Origin of the sequence: Pseudomonas endophytica, from assembly GCF_001411475.1 — a bacterium.
GTDB classification, from domain to species: Bacteria; Pseudomonadota; Gammaproteobacteria; order Pseudomonadales; family Pseudomonadaceae; genus Aquipseudomonas; species Aquipseudomonas endophytica.
The window spans coordinates 101,917-122,643 of record NZ_LLWH01000165.1 but is presented as its reverse complement, the minus strand read 5'-3'; the positions used below and the strand labels follow the sequence as shown (position 1 = coordinate 122,643).

21 protein-coding genes are annotated in these 20,727 nt (G+C 53.8%); 7 read left to right on the top strand and 14 right to left on the bottom strand.

What is annotated here, in order from left to right; genetic code table 11:
- The first annotated feature begins 12 nt into the window (after positions 1-12).
- A complete protein-coding gene (locus tag AQS70_RS12045; protein WP_055102999.1) occupies positions 13-1,161 on the top strand; it encodes a PQQ-dependent sugar dehydrogenase in 1,149 nt (382 codons plus the stop codon).
- A 55-nt stretch (positions 1,162-1,216) separates the two neighbouring features.
- On the opposite strand, the gene eco is transcribed toward AQS70_RS12045, so the two are convergent.
- Positions 1,217-1,699 carry a serine protease inhibitor ecotin gene (gene eco / locus AQS70_RS12040; protein ID WP_055102998.1) on the bottom strand — a complete coding sequence of 161 codons (483 nt, stop codon included), beginning with the start codon at positions 1,697-1,699 and terminating at the stop codon, positions 1,217-1,219.
- Between the two features lie 237 nt (positions 1,700-1,936).
- Between eco and pgm the strand changes: the two genes are divergently transcribed.
- Positions 1,937-3,577 carry a phosphoglucomutase (alpha-D-glucose-1,6-bisphosphate-dependent) gene (pgm, locus tag AQS70_RS12035; protein ID WP_055102997.1) on the top strand — a complete coding sequence of 547 codons (1,641 nt, stop codon included), beginning with the start codon at positions 1,937-1,939 and terminating at the stop codon, positions 3,575-3,577.
- Positions 3,578-3,640: 63 nt separating this feature from the next.
- On the opposite strand, the gene AQS70_RS12030 is transcribed toward pgm, so the two are convergent.
- The 3 genes from AQS70_RS12030 to AQS70_RS12020 all read right to left on the bottom strand — a co-directional run bounded on the left by AQS70_RS12030 (position 3,641) and on the right by AQS70_RS12020 (position 5,566).
- Positions 3,641-4,123: a YbaK/EbsC family protein gene (locus AQS70_RS12030; protein ID WP_055102996.1), complete on the bottom strand. Its 483-nt coding sequence runs from the start codon at positions 4,121-4,123 to the stop codon at positions 3,641-3,643.
- 81 nt (positions 4,124-4,204) lie between these two features.
- Positions 4,205-5,215 (bottom strand): zinc-dependent alcohol dehydrogenase family protein, encoded by a 1,011-nt coding sequence (locus AQS70_RS12025; protein ID WP_055102995.1) that lies wholly within the window; start codon positions 5,213-5,215, stop codon positions 4,205-4,207.
- A gap of 54 nt (positions 5,216-5,269) precedes the next feature.
- Positions 5,270-5,566, bottom strand: a complete 297-nt coding sequence (locus tag AQS70_RS12020) for an ArsR/SmtB family transcription factor (protein WP_055102994.1) — start codon at positions 5,564-5,566, stop codon at positions 5,270-5,272.
- Positions 5,567-5,755: 189 nt separating this feature from the next.
- On the opposite strand from AQS70_RS12020, the gene hemB reads away from it, so the two are divergent.
- Positions 5,756-6,730, top strand: a complete 975-nt coding sequence (gene hemB, locus AQS70_RS12015) for a porphobilinogen synthase (protein WP_055102993.1) — start codon at positions 5,756-5,758, stop codon at positions 6,728-6,730.
- A gap of 45 nt (positions 6,731-6,775) precedes the next feature.
- Here the strand turns inward: hemB and AQS70_RS12010 are convergent, their stop codons facing one another.
- Entirely contained in the window at positions 6,776-7,711 is a 936-nt protein-coding gene (locus tag AQS70_RS12010; RefSeq protein WP_055103030.1) for a LysR family transcriptional regulator, read from the bottom strand.
- Positions 7,712-8,055: 344 nt separating this feature from the next.
- Between AQS70_RS12010 and AQS70_RS12005 the strand changes: the two genes are divergently transcribed.
- Positions 8,056-9,324: a Wzz/FepE/Etk N-terminal domain-containing protein gene (locus tag AQS70_RS12005; protein WP_055102992.1), complete on the top strand. Its 1,269-nt coding sequence runs from the start codon at positions 8,056-8,058 to the stop codon at positions 9,322-9,324.
- A gap of 9 nt (positions 9,325-9,333) precedes the next feature.
- On the opposite strand, the gene modC is transcribed toward AQS70_RS12005, so the two are convergent.
- The 6 genes from modC to AQS70_RS11980 form a co-directional block, all read right to left on the bottom strand.
- Positions 9,334-10,422: a molybdenum ABC transporter ATP-binding protein gene (gene modC, locus AQS70_RS12000; protein WP_055102991.1), complete on the bottom strand. Its 1,089-nt coding sequence runs from the start codon at positions 10,420-10,422 to the stop codon at positions 9,334-9,336.
- 2 nt (positions 10,423-10,424) lie between these two features.
- Positions 10,425-11,105 carry a molybdate ABC transporter permease subunit gene (gene modB, locus AQS70_RS11995; protein WP_055102990.1) on the bottom strand — a complete coding sequence of 227 codons (681 nt, stop codon included), beginning with the start codon at positions 11,103-11,105 and terminating at the stop codon, positions 10,425-10,427.
- Positions 11,106-11,873 carry a molybdate ABC transporter substrate-binding protein gene (gene modA / locus AQS70_RS11990; RefSeq protein ID WP_055102989.1) on the bottom strand — a complete coding sequence of 256 codons (768 nt, stop codon included), beginning with the start codon at positions 11,871-11,873 and terminating at the stop codon, positions 11,106-11,108.
- A gap of 109 nt (positions 11,874-11,982) precedes the next feature.
- On the bottom strand, positions 11,983-12,639 hold the full coding sequence (gene alkB, locus AQS70_RS11985; protein WP_055102988.1) for a DNA oxidative demethylase AlkB: 657 nt from the start codon (positions 12,637-12,639) through the stop codon (positions 11,983-11,985).
- A gap of 5 nt (positions 12,640-12,644) precedes the next feature.
- Positions 12,645-12,809, bottom strand: a complete 165-nt coding sequence (locus AQS70_RS23855; protein ID WP_164488185.1) for a hypothetical protein — start codon at positions 12,807-12,809, stop codon at positions 12,645-12,647.
- A gap of 30 nt (positions 12,810-12,839) precedes the next feature.
- Positions 12,840-13,142 (bottom strand): DUF1883 domain-containing protein, encoded by a 303-nt coding sequence (locus AQS70_RS11980; protein WP_055102987.1) that lies wholly within the window; start codon positions 13,140-13,142, stop codon positions 12,840-12,842.
- 207 nt (positions 13,143-13,349) lie between these two features.
- On the opposite strand from AQS70_RS11980, the gene AQS70_RS11975 reads away from it, so the two are divergent.
- Positions 13,350-13,703 carry a hypothetical protein gene (locus AQS70_RS11975; RefSeq protein ID WP_055102986.1) on the top strand — a complete coding sequence of 118 codons (354 nt, stop codon included), beginning with the start codon at positions 13,350-13,352 and terminating at the stop codon, positions 13,701-13,703.
- 75 nt (positions 13,704-13,778) lie between these two features.
- Here AQS70_RS11975 and AQS70_RS11970 read toward each other — a convergent pair whose 3' ends face one another.
- Both AQS70_RS11970 and AQS70_RS11965 read right to left on the bottom strand, forming a co-directional pair.
- A complete protein-coding gene (locus tag AQS70_RS11970; RefSeq protein ID WP_055102985.1) occupies positions 13,779-14,060 on the bottom strand; it encodes a hypothetical protein in 282 nt (93 codons plus the stop codon).
- 25 nt (positions 14,061-14,085) lie between these two features.
- Positions 14,086-14,274, bottom strand: coding sequence for a hypothetical protein (locus tag AQS70_RS11965; RefSeq protein WP_055102984.1), 189 nt, complete (start codon positions 14,272-14,274; stop codon positions 14,086-14,088).
- 285 nt (positions 14,275-14,559) lie between these two features.
- Here AQS70_RS11965 and galU point away from each other — a divergent pair, with 285 nt between their 5' ends.
- Positions 14,560-15,399, top strand: coding sequence for a UTP--glucose-1-phosphate uridylyltransferase GalU (gene galU, locus AQS70_RS11960; protein ID WP_055102983.1), 840 nt, complete (start codon positions 14,560-14,562; stop codon positions 15,397-15,399).
- Positions 15,400-15,533: 134 nt separating this feature from the next.
- A complete protein-coding gene (gorA, locus tag AQS70_RS11955) occupies positions 15,534-16,892 on the top strand; it encodes a glutathione-disulfide reductase (protein ID WP_055102982.1) in 1,359 nt (452 codons plus the stop codon).
- 105 nt (positions 16,893-16,997) lie between these two features.
- Here gorA and metH read toward each other — a convergent pair whose 3' ends face one another.
- On the bottom strand, positions 16,998-20,708 hold the full coding sequence (gene metH / locus AQS70_RS11950) for a methionine synthase (RefSeq protein ID WP_055102981.1): 3,711 nt from the start codon (positions 20,706-20,708) through the stop codon (positions 16,998-17,000).
- Between the last annotated feature and the right edge of the window lie 19 nt (positions 20,709-20,727).

Sequence of the window (20,727 nt, the reverse complement as noted above, 5' to 3'; positions counted from 1 at the left end):
AAGGACTATCGGATGATGAAAAAAACCACACTGGCTACCCTATTGGTCACTTCATTGCTAAGCCTAACGGCGAATGCGCAGACAGATGAGCAGCAGACGTTCAAGTCAGAGCTGGGGCCCGTCACAGCCACGACCGTGGTCGAAGGGCTCGAGCATCCTTGGGCGTTAGCGTTTTTACCTAACCAAAAGGGCATGCTGGTGACTGAACGCCCCGGCCACCTGCGCTGGGTAAGCCCCGAGGGCAAGCTGTCGGCTCCAATAACAGGAGTCCCGCAAGTCTGGGCTAAAGGCCAAGGTGGTCTATTGGATGTAGTCCTATCCCCAGACTTTACCAACGACCGAATGGTGTACCTGTCATTCGCAGAGGGTGGTAAAGACAACAAGGCAGGTACGGCGGTAGGGCGTGGACGCTTATCGGATGACCTGAGCAAGCTAAACGACTTTGAAGTGATTTTTCGCCAAGAACCCAAGCTTTCAACCGGCAATCATTTTGGTTCGCGAATGGTATTTGATCGCGACGGGTATCTGTTTATTGCGTTGGGTGAAAATAACCAGCGCTCAACGTCTCAAGACCTCGACAAACTCCAAGGCACCGTGGTGCGTATTTACCCGGATGGGCGCATCCCGGATGACAACCCATTTGTCGGTCAGAAAGGCGCACGACCTGAGATATGGTCATATGGCCATCGCAATCCGCAAGGTGCGGCCTTGAACCCATGGGCTGGCACGCTTTGGACGCATGAACACGGGCCTAAGGGTGGCGACGAGATCAATCTGATTGAGCGTGGCAAAAACTACGGCTGGCCGCTGGCGACTCACGGGATCGATTACTCATCAAGGCCGATCCCAGAAGCCAAAGGCAAAACGGTCGAAGGCACCGTCGCGCCTCATCAAGTCTGGGAAAAATCCCCAGGCATCAGCGGGATGACTTTTTATGACGGCGAACGCTTCAAGCCTTGGCAGCACAACCTTTTTATTGGCGCCCTGGCTGATAAAGACTTGATCCGGTTGCAACTGGACGGGGACAAGGTGGTGCACGAAGAACGTTTACTGGGCGGTTTGAATGGCCGTATTCGTGATGTTCGCCAGAGCCCGGATGGGTATTTGTACGTGCTCACCGATGAGGACAAGGGTGCGTTGTACCGCGTCGGCTTGCAGTAACCGGTTCATTGGGCGATTAAGCCGGTGCGTGGTCGCCCAATGAGACTTACATCATTTACTCAGTGCTGGCTTGCTTGATCTGTTTGGAGGCAGACCAGATCCGGTAACGCACTTCCATGTCTTTAGGGACGTAGAGCACAATCGGCAGTTTGCTGTTGTAGCGCAGCATAAAGCCATCGCCCACCACCGGCACAAAGTCGGGGTGGGGTTTGCCATCGGGGCAGGCCATCTGCGTGCTTAGAGGGCCGCCGACTTTTTCAAGGCGGTACATCGGGTAGCCCCAGCCTTTGAGTATTTTTTCTTGTAGTTTGCCGGTCAGGCGCTGTTGATTGCAGTCAACCTGTAGTGTTTTACCCGCAATGATCTGAACCTTGTAATCGTCTTCGTTCTTTTGTGAAGGCAGGTGGATCACCTGGCGAGTGAAACCTGCTTCGGCTTTAGGGTAGGGTGCCACATCCTCCAGTTTGGCGGCGTTGGCCAGGCTGCACAGCGTACTCAACGAGAGTGTCAGGGCCGCGCTGATAATGAGTGATTTCATGCTGCTTCCTTTTTCGAGCTTAAACGTACGCGTCCTTATATCTATTGCAGACGCACTAAGTTGCTGCAATTTTTGCCATGCACGGGAACAGGATGCAAATTGCGCCGTCAGATAAAACAGAAATTCCTGACAAAACCTAATTGATACGTTGTGTCAGGACAATTGCTTCGCGCCAATCTCGAAGTGCCAGTACACTGCGTTTTTTGTCCTCCGAATCATTTATTTTTGAGGTTTTGCATGACACTCAGTCCTCTTGCGGGCAAACCGGCTCCAGCTCAATTGCTAGTCGATATTCCGCGACTGGTGACCGCTTACTACACAGGTCAACCCGATGCAGCGATCGCCACTCAGCGTGTCGCGTTTGGTACTTCCGGGCACCGCGGTAGCTCGTTCGAACTGAGTTTCAATGAGTGGCACGTCTTGGCGATCAGCCAAGCTATTTGTCTGTACCGGCAGTTCAAAGGTATCAATGGCCCATTATTCGTCGGCATCGACACCCATGCTTTGTCGACACCAGCCGGAGCCAGTGCACTGGAAGTATTCGCCGCCAATGGTGTTGAAACCATGATCGCTGCAAATGACGAATACACCCCGACGCCTGCTATCTCCCACGCGATCCTTTGCTACAACCGAGGGCGTACGTCGGGATTGGCTGATGGTGTGGTGATCACGCCGTCGCATAACCCGCCGGAAAGCGGAGGCTTCAAATACAACCCGCCCAATGGTGGCCCGGCAGATACGGATGTCACCAAGTGGATCGAAGCCAAGGCCAACGAACTGCTGGCTTCCAAGCTTAACGGTGTTAACCGGATCGGTTATGAGCAGGCTCTAAAAGCCAGCACCACGCACCGTCACGACTATCTGAATACTTACGTCGGCGACCTTAAAAACGTGATCGACATGGACATCTTGCGCGGTGCCAACCTGCGTTTGGGTGTCGATCCGTTGGGTGGGGCGGGTGTGCGTTATTGGTCAGCCATTGGCGAACATTACGGCTTGAACCTTGATGTGGTGAACACCTCAGTCGATCCCACATTCCGCTTTATGTGCGTGGACTGGGATGGGCGTATTCGTATGGACCCATCATCCAGCCACGCGATGCAGGGTTTGATCGGGCTTAAAGAGCGTTTTGACGTAGCTTTTGCCTGTGACCCGGATCATGATCGCCACGGCATTGTGACTCCGTCTGGCGGTTTGTTGGCGCCGAATAACTATTTGGCTGTGGCCATTGACTACCTGTTTCAAAACCGTCCGCACTGGCGTGCCGATGCGGCGATCGGTAAAACAGTGGTCAGCAGCGGGTTGATTGATCGGGTCACCACACGCTTGGGTCGTCGACTGTATGAAGTGCCCGTAGGTTTCAAATGGTTTGCTGATGGTCTGTTTGACGGCTCGTTGGGGTTTGGCGGCGAAGAAAGCGCGGGGGCTTCGTTCTTACGTTTGGACGGCTCTGTTTGGTCAACTGACAAGGATGGTTTGATCCCGTCGTTGCTGGCCGCCGAGATGACCGCGCGTACCGGTCGTGATCCTTCCCAGCTATACCAGAAAATCACCGAAGACCTAGGCTTGCCGTTCTCGACCCGGGTCGACGCCAAAGCAACTCCACAACAAAAAGCCTTGCTCGGTAAGCTGTCGCCGGATCAAGTTAAATCGACGACTTTGGCGGGTGAAGCAATCATTCAGGTCCTCAGCCATGCGCCGGGCAATGATCAGCCGATTGGCGGGCTTAAGGTTATGACTGAAAACGGTTGGTTCGCTGCACGCCCATCGGGCACTGAAGACATCTACAAGATTTACGCTGAAAGCTTTATCAGCGACCAGCACCTTGGCCGTCTGGTTGAAGAGGCTCAAGTGCTGGTTGATAACGCAATCGCGTAAGTGCTGCTAAAAACTCAAGCCCCGAAAAGGGGCTTGGCTGTTACAAAGGCATGCTGTCCCGGATTACACCGCACACGGCGCCTCAAGTTCCTGACAGACATCCACCCACTGTGCATTAACCAGTTCCGCCATGCGTGTAGGGCTAATGCGTACTGCCGTGTGCGTGGCGCCTGCAGCAGGCATTACCTCCGTAAATGCCTGAAGGGAAATATCGCAGTAAACAGGCAGATCTGTGGCCAACCCAAACGGGCAAACACCCCCGACCGGATGGCTGGTCAATGCGACAACGGAGTCAGCATCGAGCATCTTGGCTTTGCTGCCCAATGCATTTTTGATCTTTTTGTTGTCAATGCGCGCATCGCCGCGTGCAACCAGTAGCACATTGCGTTCGCCAACCCGGAAGGCCAACGTTTTTGCAATTTGTCCAGGCTCCACACCATGCGCCTGCGCCGCCAGAGCAACAGTCGCGGTGCTGGTAGCCAATTCGATGATATATAAGTCGGGTGCGTTGGCGCTGAAAAAAGCGCGCACGGATTCAAGGCTCATAACGTTCTGCTCGCTGGGCAAAACATCGAATCTATTAAAGCCAGAGGCGCACTGTCAATGCGCCGTCCGGTCTGGGTGGCGTTAGATGTCCAGCACGATTTTGCCGAAATGCTGATTGGTTTCTTGATACTTGAACGCTTCAACAATGTCAGTCAGCGCGAAATGACGATCAATAACAGGGCGCATGCCGCTGGCATTAATGGCGCGCACCATGGCTTGTTGCTGAGTGCGGCTGCCAACCAGCACACCTTGCAGGCGTATTTGCTTGACCAACGCGGGCACGAAGTTAACTGCCCCCGAAACACCGGTCAAAATACCAATGACCGAAATATGCCCAGCGACTCGTACGGCAATCATCGACTGCTCAAGGGTCGAAGGGCCGCCCACTTCAATGATGTGGTCGACGCCACGCCCTGCGGTGAGTGCGCGCGCGGTTTCACCCCAGTTAGTGTCCTTGCGGTAGTTGATCACGTGGTCAGCGCCTAGCGCTTTAAGGCGCTCCAGTTTCTCGTCGCTGGAGGAGGTGGCGATCACCGTGGCGCCTGCCATTTTGGCGAATTGCAGAGCGAAAATCGAAACGCCGCCTGTGCCTTGTACCAAGACTGTATCGCCCGGCTTTAGTGAGTCATCCGACATCAGTGCCCGCCAAGCAGTCAAGCCAGCGGTGGTCAGTGTCGCGGCTTCGGCATGGCTATAGCCGTTGGGCGCGAGGGTGAAAGCGCTGGTCTTGGCCGTCACTTGCTCACGGGCATAGCCGTCAATCCCGTCGCCAGGCACGCTGACAAACCCTTCAACCAGCGGTGTGCCGTCAATCCATTCCGGGAAGAAGGTGCTGACCACCGCATCGCCGACCTTAAACTCGCTGACAGCCGAACCCACCGCGATCACTTCACCTGCGCCGTCGGCCATAGGGATGCGCTGTTCAGACGGCCCCCACATACCGCTGACGACAGCAAAGTCATGGTAGTTCAGTGAGTTGGCATGCAGGCGGACGGTGATCTCATCACTGCCCGGTGCGTGAGCTTCGCTGCTACCGACCACAACATTTTGATAGCCGCCGCCCGGTTTGACGAAGATAGTTTTATGGCTCATGGGGGTTCCTCATGTTTTTACATTCCGCGAAATAACGAAATGAAAGGTTAAAAATTACAACTCGATTTTCAGCCTAGCTGCAAAGTCAGCAATCGCTTGTTCATTGCGCCGGTAGTACGTCCACTTGCCGATACGCGTGGTGAGTACAAAACCGGCACGCTGCAAAATGGCCAAATGGGCAGACGCTGTAGAAGGGGACAGCCCGGCCTTGTGCTGCAAATGAGTTACGCACACACCAATAGCAGGATCGCCATGATCCTGGGGCGGAAAGTGACTGAGAGGGTCTTTAAGCCACTGCATCATGTGCATGCGCGTGTCATTACCCAAGGCTTTGAGCTGTTCAAGAATCATGGCAGGGGATACTACGTGTTTTAGCGAAATGTTCAACGGTGAGTGTCATATCTCTTGAAAATGCCCCCGCGACAACGGGCCGCAGGTGGGTCGGATCTTTTGCAATTGAGGGTTCAATCCTGTATTTGTTGCGCCATTGGGCCTTGCCAGAGGCTTATTTGTTTATGAACCTGCTTATCAGGAACCATGATGCCTAACCAGTTCCCCTCCGTTCGTCCCCGCCGCCTGCGCCGCAATCAAACATTGCGCGACATGTTTCAGGAAACCGAATTCAGCTTGAACGACTTGGTGTTGCCCATTTTCGTCGAAGAAGACATTGACGACTTTGTGCCGATTACCAGCATGCCGGGTGTCATGCGTATTCCTGAATCAAAACTGGCTGGTGAAATTGAGCGTTATGCCCGCGCAGGTATCAAGTCGGTGATGGCGTTCGGTGTATCGCATCATTTAGACGCCACCGGCAGTGACTCTTGGCGTGAAGACGGCCTGGTGTCTCGTATGGCGCGAATCTGTAAAGATACTGCCCCAGACATGATTGTGATGAGTGATACCTGCTTTTGTGAGTACACCTCCCATGGCCATTGCGGCGTGATGCATGACCACGGGGTGGACAATGATGCGACGCTGATTAACTTGGGCAAGCAAGCGGTAGCCGCTGCCGCTGCTGGCGCCGACTTCATTTCGCCTTCGGCTGCTATGGACGGGCAGGTGCAAGCGATTCGTAGTGCGTTAGACGCAGCAGGGTTTATCGACACCTCGATCATGGCGTATTCCACCAAGTTTGCTTCGGCGCTCTACGGGCCGTTTCGCGAAGCAGGCGGCAGCGCCTTGAAAGGTGATCGAAAGTCTTACCAGATGAACCCGATGAACCGCCGCGAAGCCATCCGTGAGTCCTTGCTCGACGAGCAGGAAGGCGCTGATGTGCTGATGGTCAAACCGGCTGGTGCGTACCTAGACATTATTCGTGATGTACGCGAAGCCTCGCGCTTGCCGTTGGCGGCCTATCAGGTCAGTGGTGAGTACGCGATGATCAAATTCGGTGCACAGGCCGGTGCTATTGACGAGGCACGTGTGGTGCGTGAAACCCTGGGGTCGATCAAACGTGCTGGGGCCGACATGATCTTGACTTACTTTGCGATGGACCTTGCCCTACAAGGTATTTGATTTCTTGCAGCAGAGGCGGGCTTGCGCGGCACAGGGCTTATGGGGTCAAGCCCAGTGCTTCGGATCATTGACTATGGCGTGATGCTCATCAAGCACCTTGGGGATTTCTTTTTTCAAGAACTCGACCCAGGTTTTAACCTTCGCATCCAGAAAACGACGCGAAGGGTAGAGCGCATAGATGCTCTTTTCGTGCAGGCGGTATTGCGGTAGCAGGCGCACCAGTGAGCCATTGAGGTAAGAGGCCATACTCACGTAGTCAGGCATCAGGCACACACCAAGCCCTGCTTCGGCGGCTTTGGCCATCGCTTCTGCAACATTGACCCGAAATACTTCACCCGGACGAATAGAGCGTTCACCTTGCTCATCACGAAACGTCCAGCTGTCTGTAAACAACGGGTCGACCAAGTGCAGGCAGCGGTGTTGGCTTAACGCCTCGGGGGTGAGTGGAATACCCTGTTTTTTCAGATAAGAGGGCGCGGCGCTCAGCACGCTATAAATGCTGCCCAGCTCTTGGCCGACCAACTCTGAGTCGGGCAAGTGAGCAGACAAGGTAATCACTACGTCGTGGCCTTCTTCAAGCAGGTCGGGTTGGCGTTGCGACAAGGTTAAGTCGACATTCACCTGAGGGTATAGCTCGGCATACTTGGCGACTAAGGGGGCCAACAACTGGATCCCAATACCTGTGGTGGATTGCACCCGCAAATGGCCACGTGGAATCAGGTGAGCACCTCCAGCTTCAGCATTGGCGTCCTCGACTTCTCCGAGAATCAGGCGGCAGCGCTCTAGATAGCGCATGCCGACTTCGGTTAAGGCCAGTCTGCGAGTACTGCGTTGCAACAAACGGGCTTGTAAAGAAGACTCCAGCTCTGACAACAAGCGCGAGGTTTGTGCGGTGGAATAGCCCAGCGCCTGAGCTGCCGCAGTAAAACTGCCAGTCTCGACCACGCGCACGAAAACCCGCATCGCCTGCAAAATGTCCATGCTGATGACTTCCTCACACGTAAGCGTGTTTTTTGGGGTGGCAATCATTACATAGACTGCTGAAAGATACCCTGCTGACGTGCGTACATGCTTTTAGTGTAGGATTATTCCTTTTTTGCCGTAATAAATACCTGCAAAATAAGCGGCTATGGGTTGCACGGCACAAGTGCGCGCCACGTGGGTTTGCATTTCTTGGTTTTTTTATCGTATGTGCCTGATTCTTAAAAATTGGGATCTTTTCATACAAGGGTCTGTCAGACATTTACTTTATGTTGGTCGGCATTTGAAGCCTCTGCTTGACGGGGCAGGCTGATCAAGATGTACCACTCACAAGGCGGCTATTTTTGAAAAACACCGAACATCCTCAGGCTAAAGCCTCCAGTACAGATATTGATCTGGTCGACCTGTTCAGCTTTTTTTGGCAGCAAAAGAAGTTTATCGCCGGGACCTCGGTGGTTGTTGGAGCCCTTGCCTTGGGCTATGTATTGGTTGTGACGCCGATTTATCAGGCAAGCACCGTACTGCGCCCCGCAGAGATCAACGAACTCGACGCCTTGAACCGTTCCGAGGTCTACAAACTTCCTCCGCAAGAGGCGCTTCAAAAGGTGGGGGCTGCGCTTGACTCTTATGAGACGCGCCTGAACTTTTTCCGCAGCCATCAGGAGTTGTTCAAGCCGCTTGAAAAGGAAGGGATGTCGCTCGAACAAAGCTTTGAGCTGTTTAATCGTAACTCGATCAACATGACCCAAGTCGGTGTTACAGATCCTACTGCAATGAGTCCATCCATCCGGCTGGAGCTGACGTATCCGAAGTACGTTAATGGTGTCGATATCATCAACGAGTTTGTTAAGTACGCGGTCAACAACCAGCGATCGCAGATCAGTGCAGATCTCAAGACCATCATCAGTAACCGCCAAAAAGAGTTAAGAGAAAAGATCAGTGCCGCGCGCTTGGGTTATCAGTCAGATAAAGAGGCTAAGGTTGCGACACTGGAAGAAAGCGATGAGTTAAAACGCGCAAACCTGAAAGATGAACTGCAAGCTCTGCGCCTGCAGCTCAAAGCTGTGCGTGAAGCACGCATTGATCAACTCAATGAAGCCATTAGCATTGCCAGTTCATTAGGAATCACGCGTCCGACCACTCCTTATGCAATGGGTGAAAGTTCGGGAGGGGGCGCTCGGGTGATTCGTACCGATATCACTTCTCAAGAAACGCCACTTTACTTTTTGGGTACGCAAGCTTTGCAAGCAGAGCGTGCTGTGCTGTTAAAGCGGACGTCTGACGACTTTACGGACAAAAGGGTCTTGGAGATTGATAAGAACCTGAAGTTACTTGAAGTCAACCGCGAGGTCGAACTGCTTGGCAAGCGTGCTAACGAAGATGTTTACCTGAAAAATATCGAGCCTTTGCGCGCAGAAATAGTTCGTCTTGGCAACTTGAACACCGACATGAGCGCGCTCGGTCTGGTCAATATCGACCGCAAAGCGCAGACCCCTGTTAGTGCGCTCAAACCCAAAAAAGCCCTGACTGTTGTGTTGGGCTTGTTTCTAGGTGGTTTGTTGGGGCTGGGTATTTCGACTGTGCGTTACTTCAACGGCCGTCGTCGCGTATAAGCCCAGCGGTCAAGCCAAGACAGCGACTGATTTGATCTGCAGCCACACGATTTGACCAGGCTGCAGTTCAAGTTGGTCACGTGAATAGCGAGTAATACGGGCCAATAAAGCGCTGCCCGCAATATCCAGACGAATCAGCACATGGGCTTGATTGTCGGCGCCAGCCTCGCTAATGACGATGGCTTGTAAGCTGTTAAGGATGCTACTGTTTTCGCTGCGACTCAGGCTCAGGCTAATGTCGCGGGCTTGCACTTTAATACGCAGGGTTTGCCCCATTTCCAGAGGGGCGTGAGCCACCCGCAATCGCTGAGCACTGTTTGGCAATTGCAGTGTCACCAATTGGTACTGCGCATCGTAGCCACAGACATCCCCTTCGATCACCACGCCCGCGTCATCGCCCTGTGATAGCGGCAAATCCAGTCTGGCCAAGGTTTCACCGATAGGGCCGCTGGCCAATACTTTACCTTCGCTGAGCAACACAATGTGATCTGCCAAGCGCGCAACTTCATCTTGCGAATGGCTGACATACAGCACGGGAATGTCCAATTCGCCGTGCAGGCGCTCAAGGTAGGGCAAGATCTCGGCCTTACGTTGGCTATCTAAGGCGGCTAAGGGTTCGTCCATCAGCAATAGCTTCGGGCTGGTTAGCAACGCTCGGGCAATTCCGACGCGTTGACGCTCGCCGCCCGATAAATGATTAGGGGCCCGCTCCAGCAGGTGGGTAATACCCAGTAAATCGGCAGCATGGGCCAACTCCACTCGGCGTTCTTGACGCGGGATGCGCCGCAGTCCGAACTCAAGATTGGCGCGCACCGACAGATGAGGAAACAGGCTCGCTTCTTGGAAGATATAGCCCAATGAGCGCTTGTGAACTGGGACAAAGAGAGTGTTCTGGCTGTCTTGCCAGATCTCATCATTGATCTGCACGAAGGCGTGCTCAGCTCGCTCCAACCCTGCGATGCAGCGCAAGCAGGTGGTCTTGCCGGAGCCAGAATGACCGAAGAGTGCGGTCACCCCTTTGCCGGGCAGGTGTAAGTCCACGTCGAGTGAAAATCCAGAATACTTCAGTTGCAGTCGAACACTGATGTGCGAGCTCATGTTCAACTCCAAGTACTTTGAGATTTACGGCTTGAGTACAGTGCCAACAGCACCAGAAACGAAAACACCACCATTGCGCCTGCTAACCAATGCGCTTGCGCGTATTCGAGCGCCTCAACGTGGTCATAGATTTGAACCGACACCACGCGGGTCTTCTCTGGAATATTGCCGCCGATCATCAGGACCACGCCAAACTCGCCGACTGTATGGGCAAAGCCCAAAATCGCAGCGGTGATAAAACCTGGGCGCGCTAGGGGTAAAACCACCGTAAAAAAGCAATCCCATGGGTTGGCGCGTAAAGTCGCGGCGACTTCGAGCGGCCTTGGTCCGATGGCGGTGAATGCGTTCTGCAACGGTTGTACGACAAAGGGCATGGAATAAATCACCGACCCAATCACCAGCCCAGCAAAGCTGAAGGTTAGCGTCCCAAAGCCCATGGCTTGAGTGAGCTGACCGACATAGCCATGTGGGCCCATCGCCAATAGCAGATAAAAGCCTATAACGGTAGGTGGCAGTACCAGCGGCAAAGCCACGATTGCGCCAATCGGGCCGCGCAGCCGGGATCGGGTATGCGCGAGCCAAAGGGCGATTGGAGTGCCGACCAAAAGCAAAATGACCGTGGTCAATGACGCCAGCTTCAGGGTCAGCCAGATAGCAGCAAAGTCAGCACTCGAGAGCGGCATTTAGAGTTGGTAACCGTAGGATTTGATAATGGCAGCCGCTTTAGGGCCTTTAAGGTAATCAACCAACGCTTTGGCGGCCGGGTTGTTTTCGCCTTTTTTCAGAATCACCGCGTCCTGCTTAATGGAGTCGTGCATATCTTCTGGGACCTGCCAAGCGGAACCTTCTGAGACTTTGCCGTCCTTATAGATCTGCGACAGAGCCACAAAACCCAGTTCGGCATTACCTGTTGAGACAAACTGATAAGCCTGAGTGATGTTTTGGCCTTCAACAATCTTGTCTTTAACCTTGTCTGTCAGCCCCAGTTTCGCCAGCACCTGCGTGGCAGCCAGGCCGTACGGCGCAGCTTTAGGGTTGGCGATTGATAAGTGTTTGAATTGGTTTTGTTTCAGCACCTCATCAGTGCCATTGATGTAGCCCTCTTTTGCTGACCATAAGGCCAACGTGCCGATGGCGTAGGTGAAGCGTGAGCCTGGAACGATATCGCCTTCTTTCTCGAGTTTGATGGGCGTGGTGTCATCTGCGGCAAGGAACACCTCAAAGGGGGCTCCGTTCTTGATCTGAGTGTAAAACTGGCCGGTAGCGCCATACGCTGCGATGACTTTGTGCCCAGTGTCTTTTTCAAAATCTTTAGCGATTGCCTGAATCGGTGCAGTGAAGTTGGCCGCAACGGCCACTTGAACGTCATCTGCTTGAGCTGAAGTAAAAACCAAACATCCAATCACTGCCGCTAGCGCGGAGGGAGCAAAGTAGCGGGCGCGAAGATTCATGGCGTAACTCCATTTTATTAAGAGCGAGAGATGCCCGTGTTAGGGGGCTTTCAGATCGGACGCCAAGAAGATAAACGGTATATATAAAAATATACAGCCCTTTGCTAGCTCAGCCTGCTTTGCGCAGAGTGATGTTGATGCGTTGTTCGCCCAAGATTGGGTGATTCCCCGGTTTTATTGGGAGTACGCCGTGGAACCTCAGGCGATCAACGCCGCCCCACACCACAACATCACCATGAAACAGTGAAATTCGTTGCGTCGGGTCGCTGCGCCCAAAGCCACCAAATTGAAAAACTGCCGGCAGCCCGAGTGAAATCGAGACGATGGGCGACTCGTAACGGCGTTCATTTTTATCTTGGTGCAAGGACATTTTTGCCCCAGGGGAATACGTATTGATCAACCCAGCGTCGGGGACAAAACCGGCAAAACCTGCGGTGCTGGCGGCCGCGTCAGCGATCTCAAAAAACGCCGCAGGCATGTCAGGCCAAGCTGTCGCGTTCAGCGGATCAAGTGGGCTGTAACGGTATCCATATCCGTCAGAGGTCCAGCCCAACGCTCCACAACTGCTTAAGCGAGCTGACATGGTAAAGCCGCCCGGAGTTTGCATTTGCCGGAAGGGGGACTTCAGCAAAATGGCATCAAAGGCTTCTAAAAATGCCTCGACCCATGGCAAAGCAAACCCACGAAGCACAAACGCCTGCGCCCCAATACGCTCGATCCGGGCGGGCTGTTGCAGATCGTCTTCACCAAACAGGTCGAGCGTCATAAGGCTCAGAGCGGCCTGCTGACCTTGATGTCGGTAAAGACCTCGGTATCGCCGTGGATTTTTTTCAGTGCTTCGCGCGCTTCTTCTTCGGAGCCGGTTGCAAGTTGGGCGAAGTCAAAGCGGCGCTCGCCGCTGAGTTTGTACTTGATGACGTATTTAACGGTTTCCACAATATTTCCTGTCTATATAAGGCGTCAGACTTAGCGCAGCTTGGAGGTTGAACGCCGCACGATCTTGATTGTAGGTTTGAACGAAGGCTTGCGAGTCACGCTGATAGCGCGGCTGGTCACGGTATCAATCGTGATATTCCAAAAGCCGGTGCTCGGCGCGGTGATACGGGCCGGAAAATCTTTAAATGCACCGCCGTGGTAGGAGTGGCGCCCGCCATTTTTGAAACTGCGAAAGTGCGCATCGCTCATCAGGCGGATGTTGCATGGCTGAGAGCACTCGATAACCACAATGTCATCTTCGTTGAGGTGCTCGCGCTGGTGAATGAACTTCATGTGGGCTCCAAAAGGGGGCTTTTACTAAAAATCAGCAAGATAGCATGTGCTTTTAGTCCAAGCTTTGGGCTAAAGGCGCTTATTATGCCGTGATGCAGGCGAGTCTGACGTAAAAGGCAGATAATTGGCCACTATTGAAATTAATCCCTGTTGTCAGGGAGAAAAGTTTGAGATCGACTGTCGTAGGATCTTTAACGGAGGAATTGTATGAAGTGGGGCGTTTTGGTGGCATTGCTGGCGTTGGGCGGCTGTGCTTCAGTAACCGATATTGAACACACGATCCCGACCATGAGTGTGATCTCGGGCAAGAAGCCGGATGCCTACGCGCAGTGCTTGGTGCAACAACTGTCTAAAACTCGGAATGCGCCACAGATTGAACCTCATAAAGACGGACTGAGGATCATCGTGCCGCAAAAGCTAACATCTAACCCAACAGCGGTTATTGATGTTGAAGAGCGCTCTGGTGGCAGCAGTATCAAGGTCTACGAAAGCATGTCCAACGTGCCTGTGCGTCCTGGGGATATTCGCAAATCAGCCACACATTGTATTTCGGGTGACTGACGCAGACCTTTTAGTGGCCAGCGCAGCGTGCAAAACCTGACAGCTGATAAAGCCAGCGTCAGGTTTTTTTATGTGTTATTTGCACATCACTGTGAGCGTTCGGGTGTTGTAATTCCCGACATCCACACCTAGGGTTTTATCATCTTCCCTCACGGGGGGAGTACCCTTGGAGGCGATCACGTTGTATCCCTTGACCGGGCAGGATGCTTGAGCTTTCTCATAACACTTATCCCAAGACATCGCTTCGCCAGAACAGTCTATGCTCAATCCCTGCTGGCCATCGGGCAAATGGGTTTGAGTCGCAGTGGCGCAGCCTCCGAGAGCCAGAAGTGCAATAGCTGCCAAGGTTTTATTCATAGGAAGTGTCTTCGCGAAGGAGGAATCAGGATTTACTGTTGCGACTGCGAGTTGAAGGCCCTGCGAGGTCTTCAAACACCTCAGCAACCTCGACAGTGGCCTTTTCGGACGGGAATGGCCCGGCGACTTTTTCACCTGATAGGGCGACCATCCACCATTCGTTGGGGCTGACATTTTTTATCAGGTAATCGTTGACACTTTTTATGGCTGACATTGAAGCTAGTACCTTTAAGAATCGAAATAACGGCGGCGATAATACCGCTAATTAAGGGATTTGGCCTCGTAACAGGGCGGCTGATCGCGATCTATTCAGAAGACAGGTAGGCGAGTTAACAGGTTCATTGTGTTGATGCGTATTTGAAAAATAAGTCATTAATGAACTTGTTGGATAAAAAATAATCTAGGTTGGCATCAGTTTGCTAATCGGGGCATTGTAACGTTGATGCTGCCTGATTAGACTGCGCCGAAATTAGAACGTACAGCCCTTTTAAGGACGCATATGATCAAGAAATGCTTGTTCCCAGCAGCCGGTTACGGCACTCGCTTTTTGCCAGCGACCAAGGCCATGCCAAAAGAAATGCTGCCGGTGGTGAACAAGCCACTGATCCAGTACGGGGTTGAAGAAGCACTGGACGCTGGCTTAAGTGAAATTTCTATCGTGACAGGACGTGGCAAACGCGCACTGGAAGACCACTTTGACATCAGCTATGAGCTGGAAAACCAGATCAAAGGTACTGACAAAGAAAAATACTTGGTAGGCATTCGCCGGCTGCTGGATCAGTGCTCGTTCTCCTACACTCGCCAAACCGAAATGAAAGGCTTGGGCCATGCCATTTTGACTGGCCGCTCACTGATCGGTGACGAGCCATTCGCTGTGGTACTGGCAGACGACCTGTGCGTTAACCTAGAAGGCGACGGCGTTCTGACGCAAATGGTCAAACTGTACAACCAGTACCGTTGCACCATCGTCGCGATTCAAGAAGTCGACCCGCAAGAAACCAACAAGTATGGCGTCATCGCTGGCGATCTGATTGGTGATGATCTGTACCGCGTGCGCAACATGGTAGAGAAACCAGCACCAGAAGACGCCCCGTCGAACCTGGCTATCATTGGCCGTTACATCTTGACGCCGGACATCTTCGATCTGATCAAACAGACCGAGCCGGGCAAAGGTGGCGAGATCCAAATCACTGACGCGCTGATGAAACAGGCGCAGAACGGTTGCGTTATTGCCTACAAATTCAAAGGCAAGCGCTTTGACTGCGGCGGCGCAGAAGGCTACATCGAAGCGACCAACTTCTGCTTCGAAAACTTCTACAAAACCGGTAAGGCTTACTAACAAAGCTCCGTTGTAGACGTTCTAAATGAAAGCCACCTTCGGGTGGCTTTTTTGTTTTATCGCCTTCAGTCCGCCCTCGGTGCTGGTCAATCGCGCCAGAGCGATTATGCTGATGTCCTGCTTAGGAGAGAGAAATGGCCTACGAATTTGATTTGTTTGTGATTGGCGCGGGTTCCGGTGGTGTGCGTGCTGCACGTTTCGCCGCGGGTTTTGGTGCCAAAGTTGCTGTGGCTGAAAGCCGTTATTTGGGTGGCACTTGCGTTAACGTGGGTTGTGTGCCCAAAAAATTACTGGTGTACGGGGCGCATTTCGCTGACGACTTTGAGCAAGCATCCGGTTTTGGCTGGAGTTTGGGGGACGCTGACTTTGATTGGGCGACCTTGATCGCCAATAAAGACCGCGAAATTCATCGTCTGAACGGCATTTACCGTAACTTGCTGGTTAACAGCGGTGTCACGCTACTTGAGGGGCATGCCAAGCTAACCGGGCCTAACGAAGTGGAAGTTAACGGCCAGCGGCATACGGCTAAGCACATCTTGATCGCTACCGGTGGCTGGCCGCAGATCCCGGACATTCCCGGTCGCGAGCATGCGATTAGCTCCAACGAGGCGTTCTTCCTTAAAGCATTGCCCAAGCGCGTGCTGGTCGTAGGTGGGGGCTACATAGCGGTGGAGTTCGCCGGGATCTTCCACGGCTTGGGTGCTAAGACGTCGTTGCTGTATCGCGGTGATATGTTTTTGCGAGGCTTTGATGGCGCGGTGCGCAAGCATCTGCACGAAGAGTTAACCAAACGCGGGATGGACGTGCAGTTCAATGCTGACATAGCGCGAATCGACAAGCAGGCGGATGGCTCTCTGAAGGCCACGCTTAAAGACGGTCGTGAGTTAGAGGCCGATTGCGTGTTTTATGCCACCGGTCGCCGCCCTATGCTCGACAATCTTGGCTTGGAAAACACCCACGTTAAACTCGATAAGCGTGGTTTTGTTGAAGTTGATGATCAATACCAGAGCGCTGAGCCGTCGATTCTGGCGATCGGAGACGTCATTGGCCGCGTGCAGTTGACGCCGGTTGCTTTGGCCGAGGGTATGGCCGTTGCGCGTCGCCTGTTCAAGCCAGAGCAGTATCGCCCAGTGGACTACCGCATGATCCCGACGGCAGTCTTTAGCTTGCCAAACATCGGCACCGTGGGCTTGAGTGAAGAGCAGGCGATTGAAGACGGGCACAAGGTACAGATTTTCGAAAGCAGTTTCCGCCCTATGAAGCTGACACTGACCGAGTGTCAGGAGCGCACGCTGATGAAACTGGTGGTCGATGCCGATACCGACAAAGTTCTCGGCTGCCACATGGTTGGACCGGAGGCGGGAGAAATCGTCCAGGGTTTGGCGATCGCCTTGAAAGCGGGTGCAACTAAACAGCATTTCGACGAAACCATCGGCGTACATCCTACAGCTGCCGAAGAATTCGTCACCATGCGCACACCGGTTAAACGCTAAGCACACACGCACCCTGTAGGAGCTGCCGCAGGCTGCGATCTTTTGATCGTTAAGTGCAACAGATCGCAGCCTCGGCAGCTAGTGGCGCCCCTACAGTGTCTTAGCTCAGTTCTCGTAGCCGAGGTTTGGCGCCAGCCAGCGTTCTGTCACGCTCAGGTCTTGGCCTTTACGGGCGGTGTAACTGTCAATTTGGTCTTTATCGACCTTGCCTACAGCAAAGTACTGCGCCTGCGGATGTGCGAAGTACCAGCCGCTGACCGCTGCTGCCGGGAACATCGCGTAGTGTTCGGTCAGGAATACGCCGCTTTTGCCCGCGCGCATTTCTTGCGCTTGCGGGTCGAGTAATGCGAACAGTGTGGCCTTTTCGGTGTGATCCGGGCATGCCGGGTAGCCTGGGGCAGGGCGGATACCGCTGTACTGCTCTTTGATCAGGTCCTCGTTGTTCAGTTGCTCATTTTGGGCGTAGCCCCAGTGGTGAGTCCGCACTTGCTGGTGCAGCCACTCGGCGCAAGCCTCGGCCAGACGGTCGGCCAGAGCCTTGACCATGATCGAGTTGTAATCGTCTCCAGCCTCTTGATAAGCCTTGGCCACTTCTTCTGCGCCAATTCCCGCTGTCGTGATAAACCCGCCCACATAGTCGGTTACACCGCTGCCTTTAGGCGCAACAAAGTCCGCCAAGGAGAAGTTTGGCTTGCCATCGGTTTTGATGATTTGCTGACGCAGGTGATGCAGCTTGGCCAAAGGCTTGCCGTCATCGCCGTACAACTCCAAGTCATCATCGTTAACTTGGTTCGCTGGCCAGAAGCCGAAGACGGCGCGCGCACTGATCAGTTTTTCGTTAATCAGTTTGTTCAGCATTTCTTGGGCGTCAGCGTATAACGCGGTGGCCGCTTCGCCGACCACTTCGTCGGTCAAAATCCGCGGGAACTTGCCTGCTAGGTCCCAAGAGATAAAGAACGGTGTCCAGTCGATGTATTCAGCCAACACCTTGAGGTCGATGTTGTCCAGCACTTTGGCGCCAGTAAACGTCGGTTGCACAGGTTGGTAGTTGACCCAGTCGAACTGAGGCTTTTTAGCAATGGACGCGGCGTAACTTAAGCGTTCAGTACGGGCGCTGCGGTTTGAGGTGCGCTCGCGGACTTCAACGTAATCCTGACGGGTCTTTTCAACAAAGTCGGGCTTGAGCTCTTTGGATAACAGCTGTGTCGCCACGCCTACCGCGCGCGAGGCGTCGGTCACGTAGATCACGGCATCGTTTTGATACTTAGGCTCAATCTTGACCGCGGTGTGCGCTTTGGACGTCGTGGCACCGCCGATCATCAGGGGCAGGTGGAAATCCTGGCGCTGCATTTCACGGGCAACGTGCACCATCTCATCCAGCGACGGGGTGATTAGGCCGGAAAGACCGATGATGTCGCATTTCTGCTCTTTGGCCACTTGCAGGATTTTTTCGGCGGGGACCATCACGCCGAGGTCGACGATGTCGTAACCGTTACAACCCAACACCACGCCAACGATATTTTTACCGATGTCGTGTACGTCGCCTTTCACCGTCGCCATCAGGATTTTGCCCTTGGCTTGCGGCTTATCGCCTTTTTCCAGTTCGATGAACGGGATCAAGTGCGCCACCGCCTGCTTCATGACGCGGGCAGACTTTACGACTTGCGGCAGGAACATTTTGCCCGCACCAAACAAGTCACCCACGATGTTCATGCCTGACATCAGCGGGCCTTCGATCACTTCGATCGGGCGGTTAAAGGACAGGCGTGACTCTTCAGTGTCTTCGACGATGTGGGTGGTGATGCCTTTGACCAAGGCGTGCTCAAGACGTTTGTTAACCTCCCAATTGCGCCACTCTTCGGTTTCGGCCTCTTTGACGCTGCCATCGCCTTTGTACTTGTCGGCAATCGCCAACAAATTATCGGTGGCGTCCGGGGTACGGTTGAGCACGACATCTTCCACGGCATCACGTAGCTCGGCCGGGATCTGGTCGTAAATTTCTAACTGCCCGGCGTTAACGATCCCCATGCTCAGGCCACTGCGGATGGCGTACAGCAGGAACACCGAGTGAATCGCCTCACGTACCGGGTTATTGCCTCGGAACGAGAACGACACGTTGGACACGCCGCCGGAGGTCAGGGCATACGGCAGTTCGTCGCGTATGTAGGCACAGGCGTTGATGAAGTCCACGGCATAGTTGTTGTGTTCTTCAATGCCGGTGGCCACGGCGAAGATGTTTGGATCGAAAATGATGTCTTGCGGCGGGAAGCCGACTTCATTTACCAAAATGTCATAGGAGCGTTTGCAGATTTCTTTTTTGCGCGCCTCGGTGTCCGCCTGACCCGCTTCGTCAAAGGCCATCACCACGACGGCGGCGCCATAGCGCTTGCACAGCTTGGCGTGATGGATGAACTGCTCGACGCCTTCTTTCATGCTGATCGAGTTGACGATGCCTTTACCTTGAATGCACTTAAGGCCCGCTTCAATCACGTCCCACTTTGAGGAGTCGATCATGATAGGCACACGCGAGATGTCCGGCTCACCTGCAATCAGATTGAGGAAGGTGACCATCGCCTTCTTCGAGTCCAACATGCCTTCGTCCATGTTGATGTCGATGATTTGCGCACCGGCTTCAACTTGTTGCAGTGCGACTTCCAGCGCTTCGGTGTAGTTATCTTCACGGATCAACCGGGCAAAACGGGCAGACCCGGTAATGTTGGTCCGTTCGCCGACGTTCACAAACAGCGATTGGCGGTCGATGGTGAACGGCTCAAGCCCCGATAGGCGACACGCTTTAGGAATGTCCGGAATCTGGCGTGGCGTATAGGGTGCTACGGCCTTGGCGATCGCATGAATGTGGTCTGGGGTTGTACCGCAGCAGCCGCCGACAATGTTAAGAAAGCCACTTTGGGCGAACTCTTCAATCACTTTGGCGGTTTCGCAGGGTAGCTCGTCGTACTCGCCAAATTCGTTTGGCAAACCCGCATTAGGGTGCGCCGAAACAAACGTGTCGGCTTTGTTTGACAGTTCTTCGAGGTACGGGCGCAAATCGCTGGCCCCGAGCGCGCAGTTCAAGCCCACCGAGATCGGCTTGGCATGGCTGACCGAGTTCCAGAACGCTTCGGTGGTTTGGCCTGACAGCGTACGCCCGGAAGCATCCGTGATGGTGCCCGAGATCATAATCGGCAGTTCAGTGCCGAGTTCTTCGAACACGCCTTGGACGGCGAAAATAGCGGCCTTGGCGTTCAACGTGTCGAAAATGGTTTCGATCAGGATCAGATCAGCGCCGCCTTCGATCAGCCCTTTAGTGGCCTCGGTGTAGTTTTCCACCAGTTCATCGAAGGTGACGTTTCGGTAACCGGGGTTGTTGACATCCGGGGACAGTGAACAGGTGCGGCTGGTAGGCCCAAGTACACCGGCTACAAAACGTGGTTTTTCTGGGGTTTCGAGGGTCTTGGCGTCGGCTACCTTGCGAGCCAGACGAGCGCCTTCTACGTTCAACTCGTAGGCCAGTGCCTGCATGCCGTAGTCAGCTTGGGAAACTTGGGTGGCGTTGAAGGTGTTGGTTTCGAGAATGTCCGCTCCCGCGTCCAAGTAGGCTTTCTCAATGGCACCAATCACATCCGGGCGGGTGAGGATCAGAAGGTCGTTATTACCTTTGACGTCGCTGGGCCAGTCGGCAAAACGAGTGCCACGATAGTCGTGTTCCTCAAGGCGGTAACTTTGGATCATAGTACCCATGCCGCCATCGAGAATCAGGATGCGCTCTTTGAGGGCTTGCTGAAGTGCTTGGATACGAGCGCTGCGGTCAGACATAGGACTACCTGTTAAAGCC

Bases quoted from the DNA above. Each gene is read 5' to 3' on its own strand.
- AQS70_RS12045 (WP_055102999.1), top strand. From the start codon at position 13: ATGATGAAAAAAACCACACTGGCTACCCTATTGGTCACTTCATTGCTA.
- eco (WP_055102998.1), bottom strand. From the start codon at position 1,699: ATGAAATCACTCATTATCAGCGCGGCCCTGACACTCTCGTTGAGTACG.
- pgm (WP_055102997.1), top strand. From the start codon at position 1,937: ATGACACTCAGTCCTCTTGCGGGCAAACCGGCTCCAGCTCAATTGCTA.
- AQS70_RS12030 (WP_055102996.1), bottom strand. From the start codon at position 4,123: ATGAGCCTTGAATCCGTGCGCGCTTTTTTCAGCGCCAACGCACCCGAC.
- AQS70_RS12025 (WP_055102995.1), bottom strand. From the start codon at position 5,215: ATGAGCCATAAAACTATCTTCGTCAAACCGGGCGGCGGCTATCAAAAT.
- AQS70_RS12020 (WP_055102994.1), bottom strand. From the start codon at position 5,566: ATGATTCTTGAACAGCTCAAAGCCTTGGGTAATGACACGCGCATGCAC.
- hemB (WP_055102993.1), top strand. From the start codon at position 5,756: ATGCCTAACCAGTTCCCCTCCGTTCGTCCCCGCCGCCTGCGCCGCAAT.
- AQS70_RS12010 (WP_055103030.1), bottom strand. From the start codon at position 7,711: ATGGACATTTTGCAGGCGATGCGGGTTTTCGTGCGCGTGGTCGAGACT.
- modC (WP_055102991.1), bottom strand. From the start codon at position 10,422: ATGAGCTCGCACATCAGTGTTCGACTGCAACTGAAGTATTCTGGATTT.
- modB (WP_055102990.1), bottom strand. From the start codon at position 11,105: ATGCCGCTCTCGAGTGCTGACTTTGCTGCTATCTGGCTGACCCTGAAG.
- modA (WP_055102989.1), bottom strand. From the start codon at position 11,873: ATGAATCTTCGCGCCCGCTACTTTGCTCCCTCCGCGCTAGCGGCAGTG.
- alkB (WP_055102988.1), bottom strand. From the start codon at position 12,639: ATGACGCTCGACCTGTTTGGTGAAGACGATCTGCAACAGCCCGCCCGG.
- AQS70_RS11980 (WP_055102987.1), bottom strand. From the start codon at position 13,142: ATGAAGTTCATTCACCAGCGCGAGCACCTCAACGAAGATGACATTGTG.
- AQS70_RS11975 (WP_055102986.1), top strand. From the start codon at position 13,350: ATGAAGTGGGGCGTTTTGGTGGCATTGCTGGCGTTGGGCGGCTGTGCT.
- AQS70_RS11970 (WP_055102985.1), bottom strand. From the start codon at position 14,060: ATGAATAAAACCTTGGCAGCTATTGCACTTCTGGCTCTCGGAGGCTGC.
- AQS70_RS11965 (WP_055102984.1), bottom strand. From the start codon at position 14,274: ATGTCAGCCATAAAAAGTGTCAACGATTACCTGATAAAAAATGTCAGC.
- galU (WP_055102983.1), top strand. From the start codon at position 14,560: ATGATCAAGAAATGCTTGTTCCCAGCAGCCGGTTACGGCACTCGCTTT.
- gorA (WP_055102982.1), top strand. From the start codon at position 15,534: ATGGCCTACGAATTTGATTTGTTTGTGATTGGCGCGGGTTCCGGTGGT.
- metH (WP_055102981.1), bottom strand. From the start codon at position 20,708: ATGTCTGACCGCAGCGCTCGTATCCAAGCACTTCAGCAAGCCCTCAAA.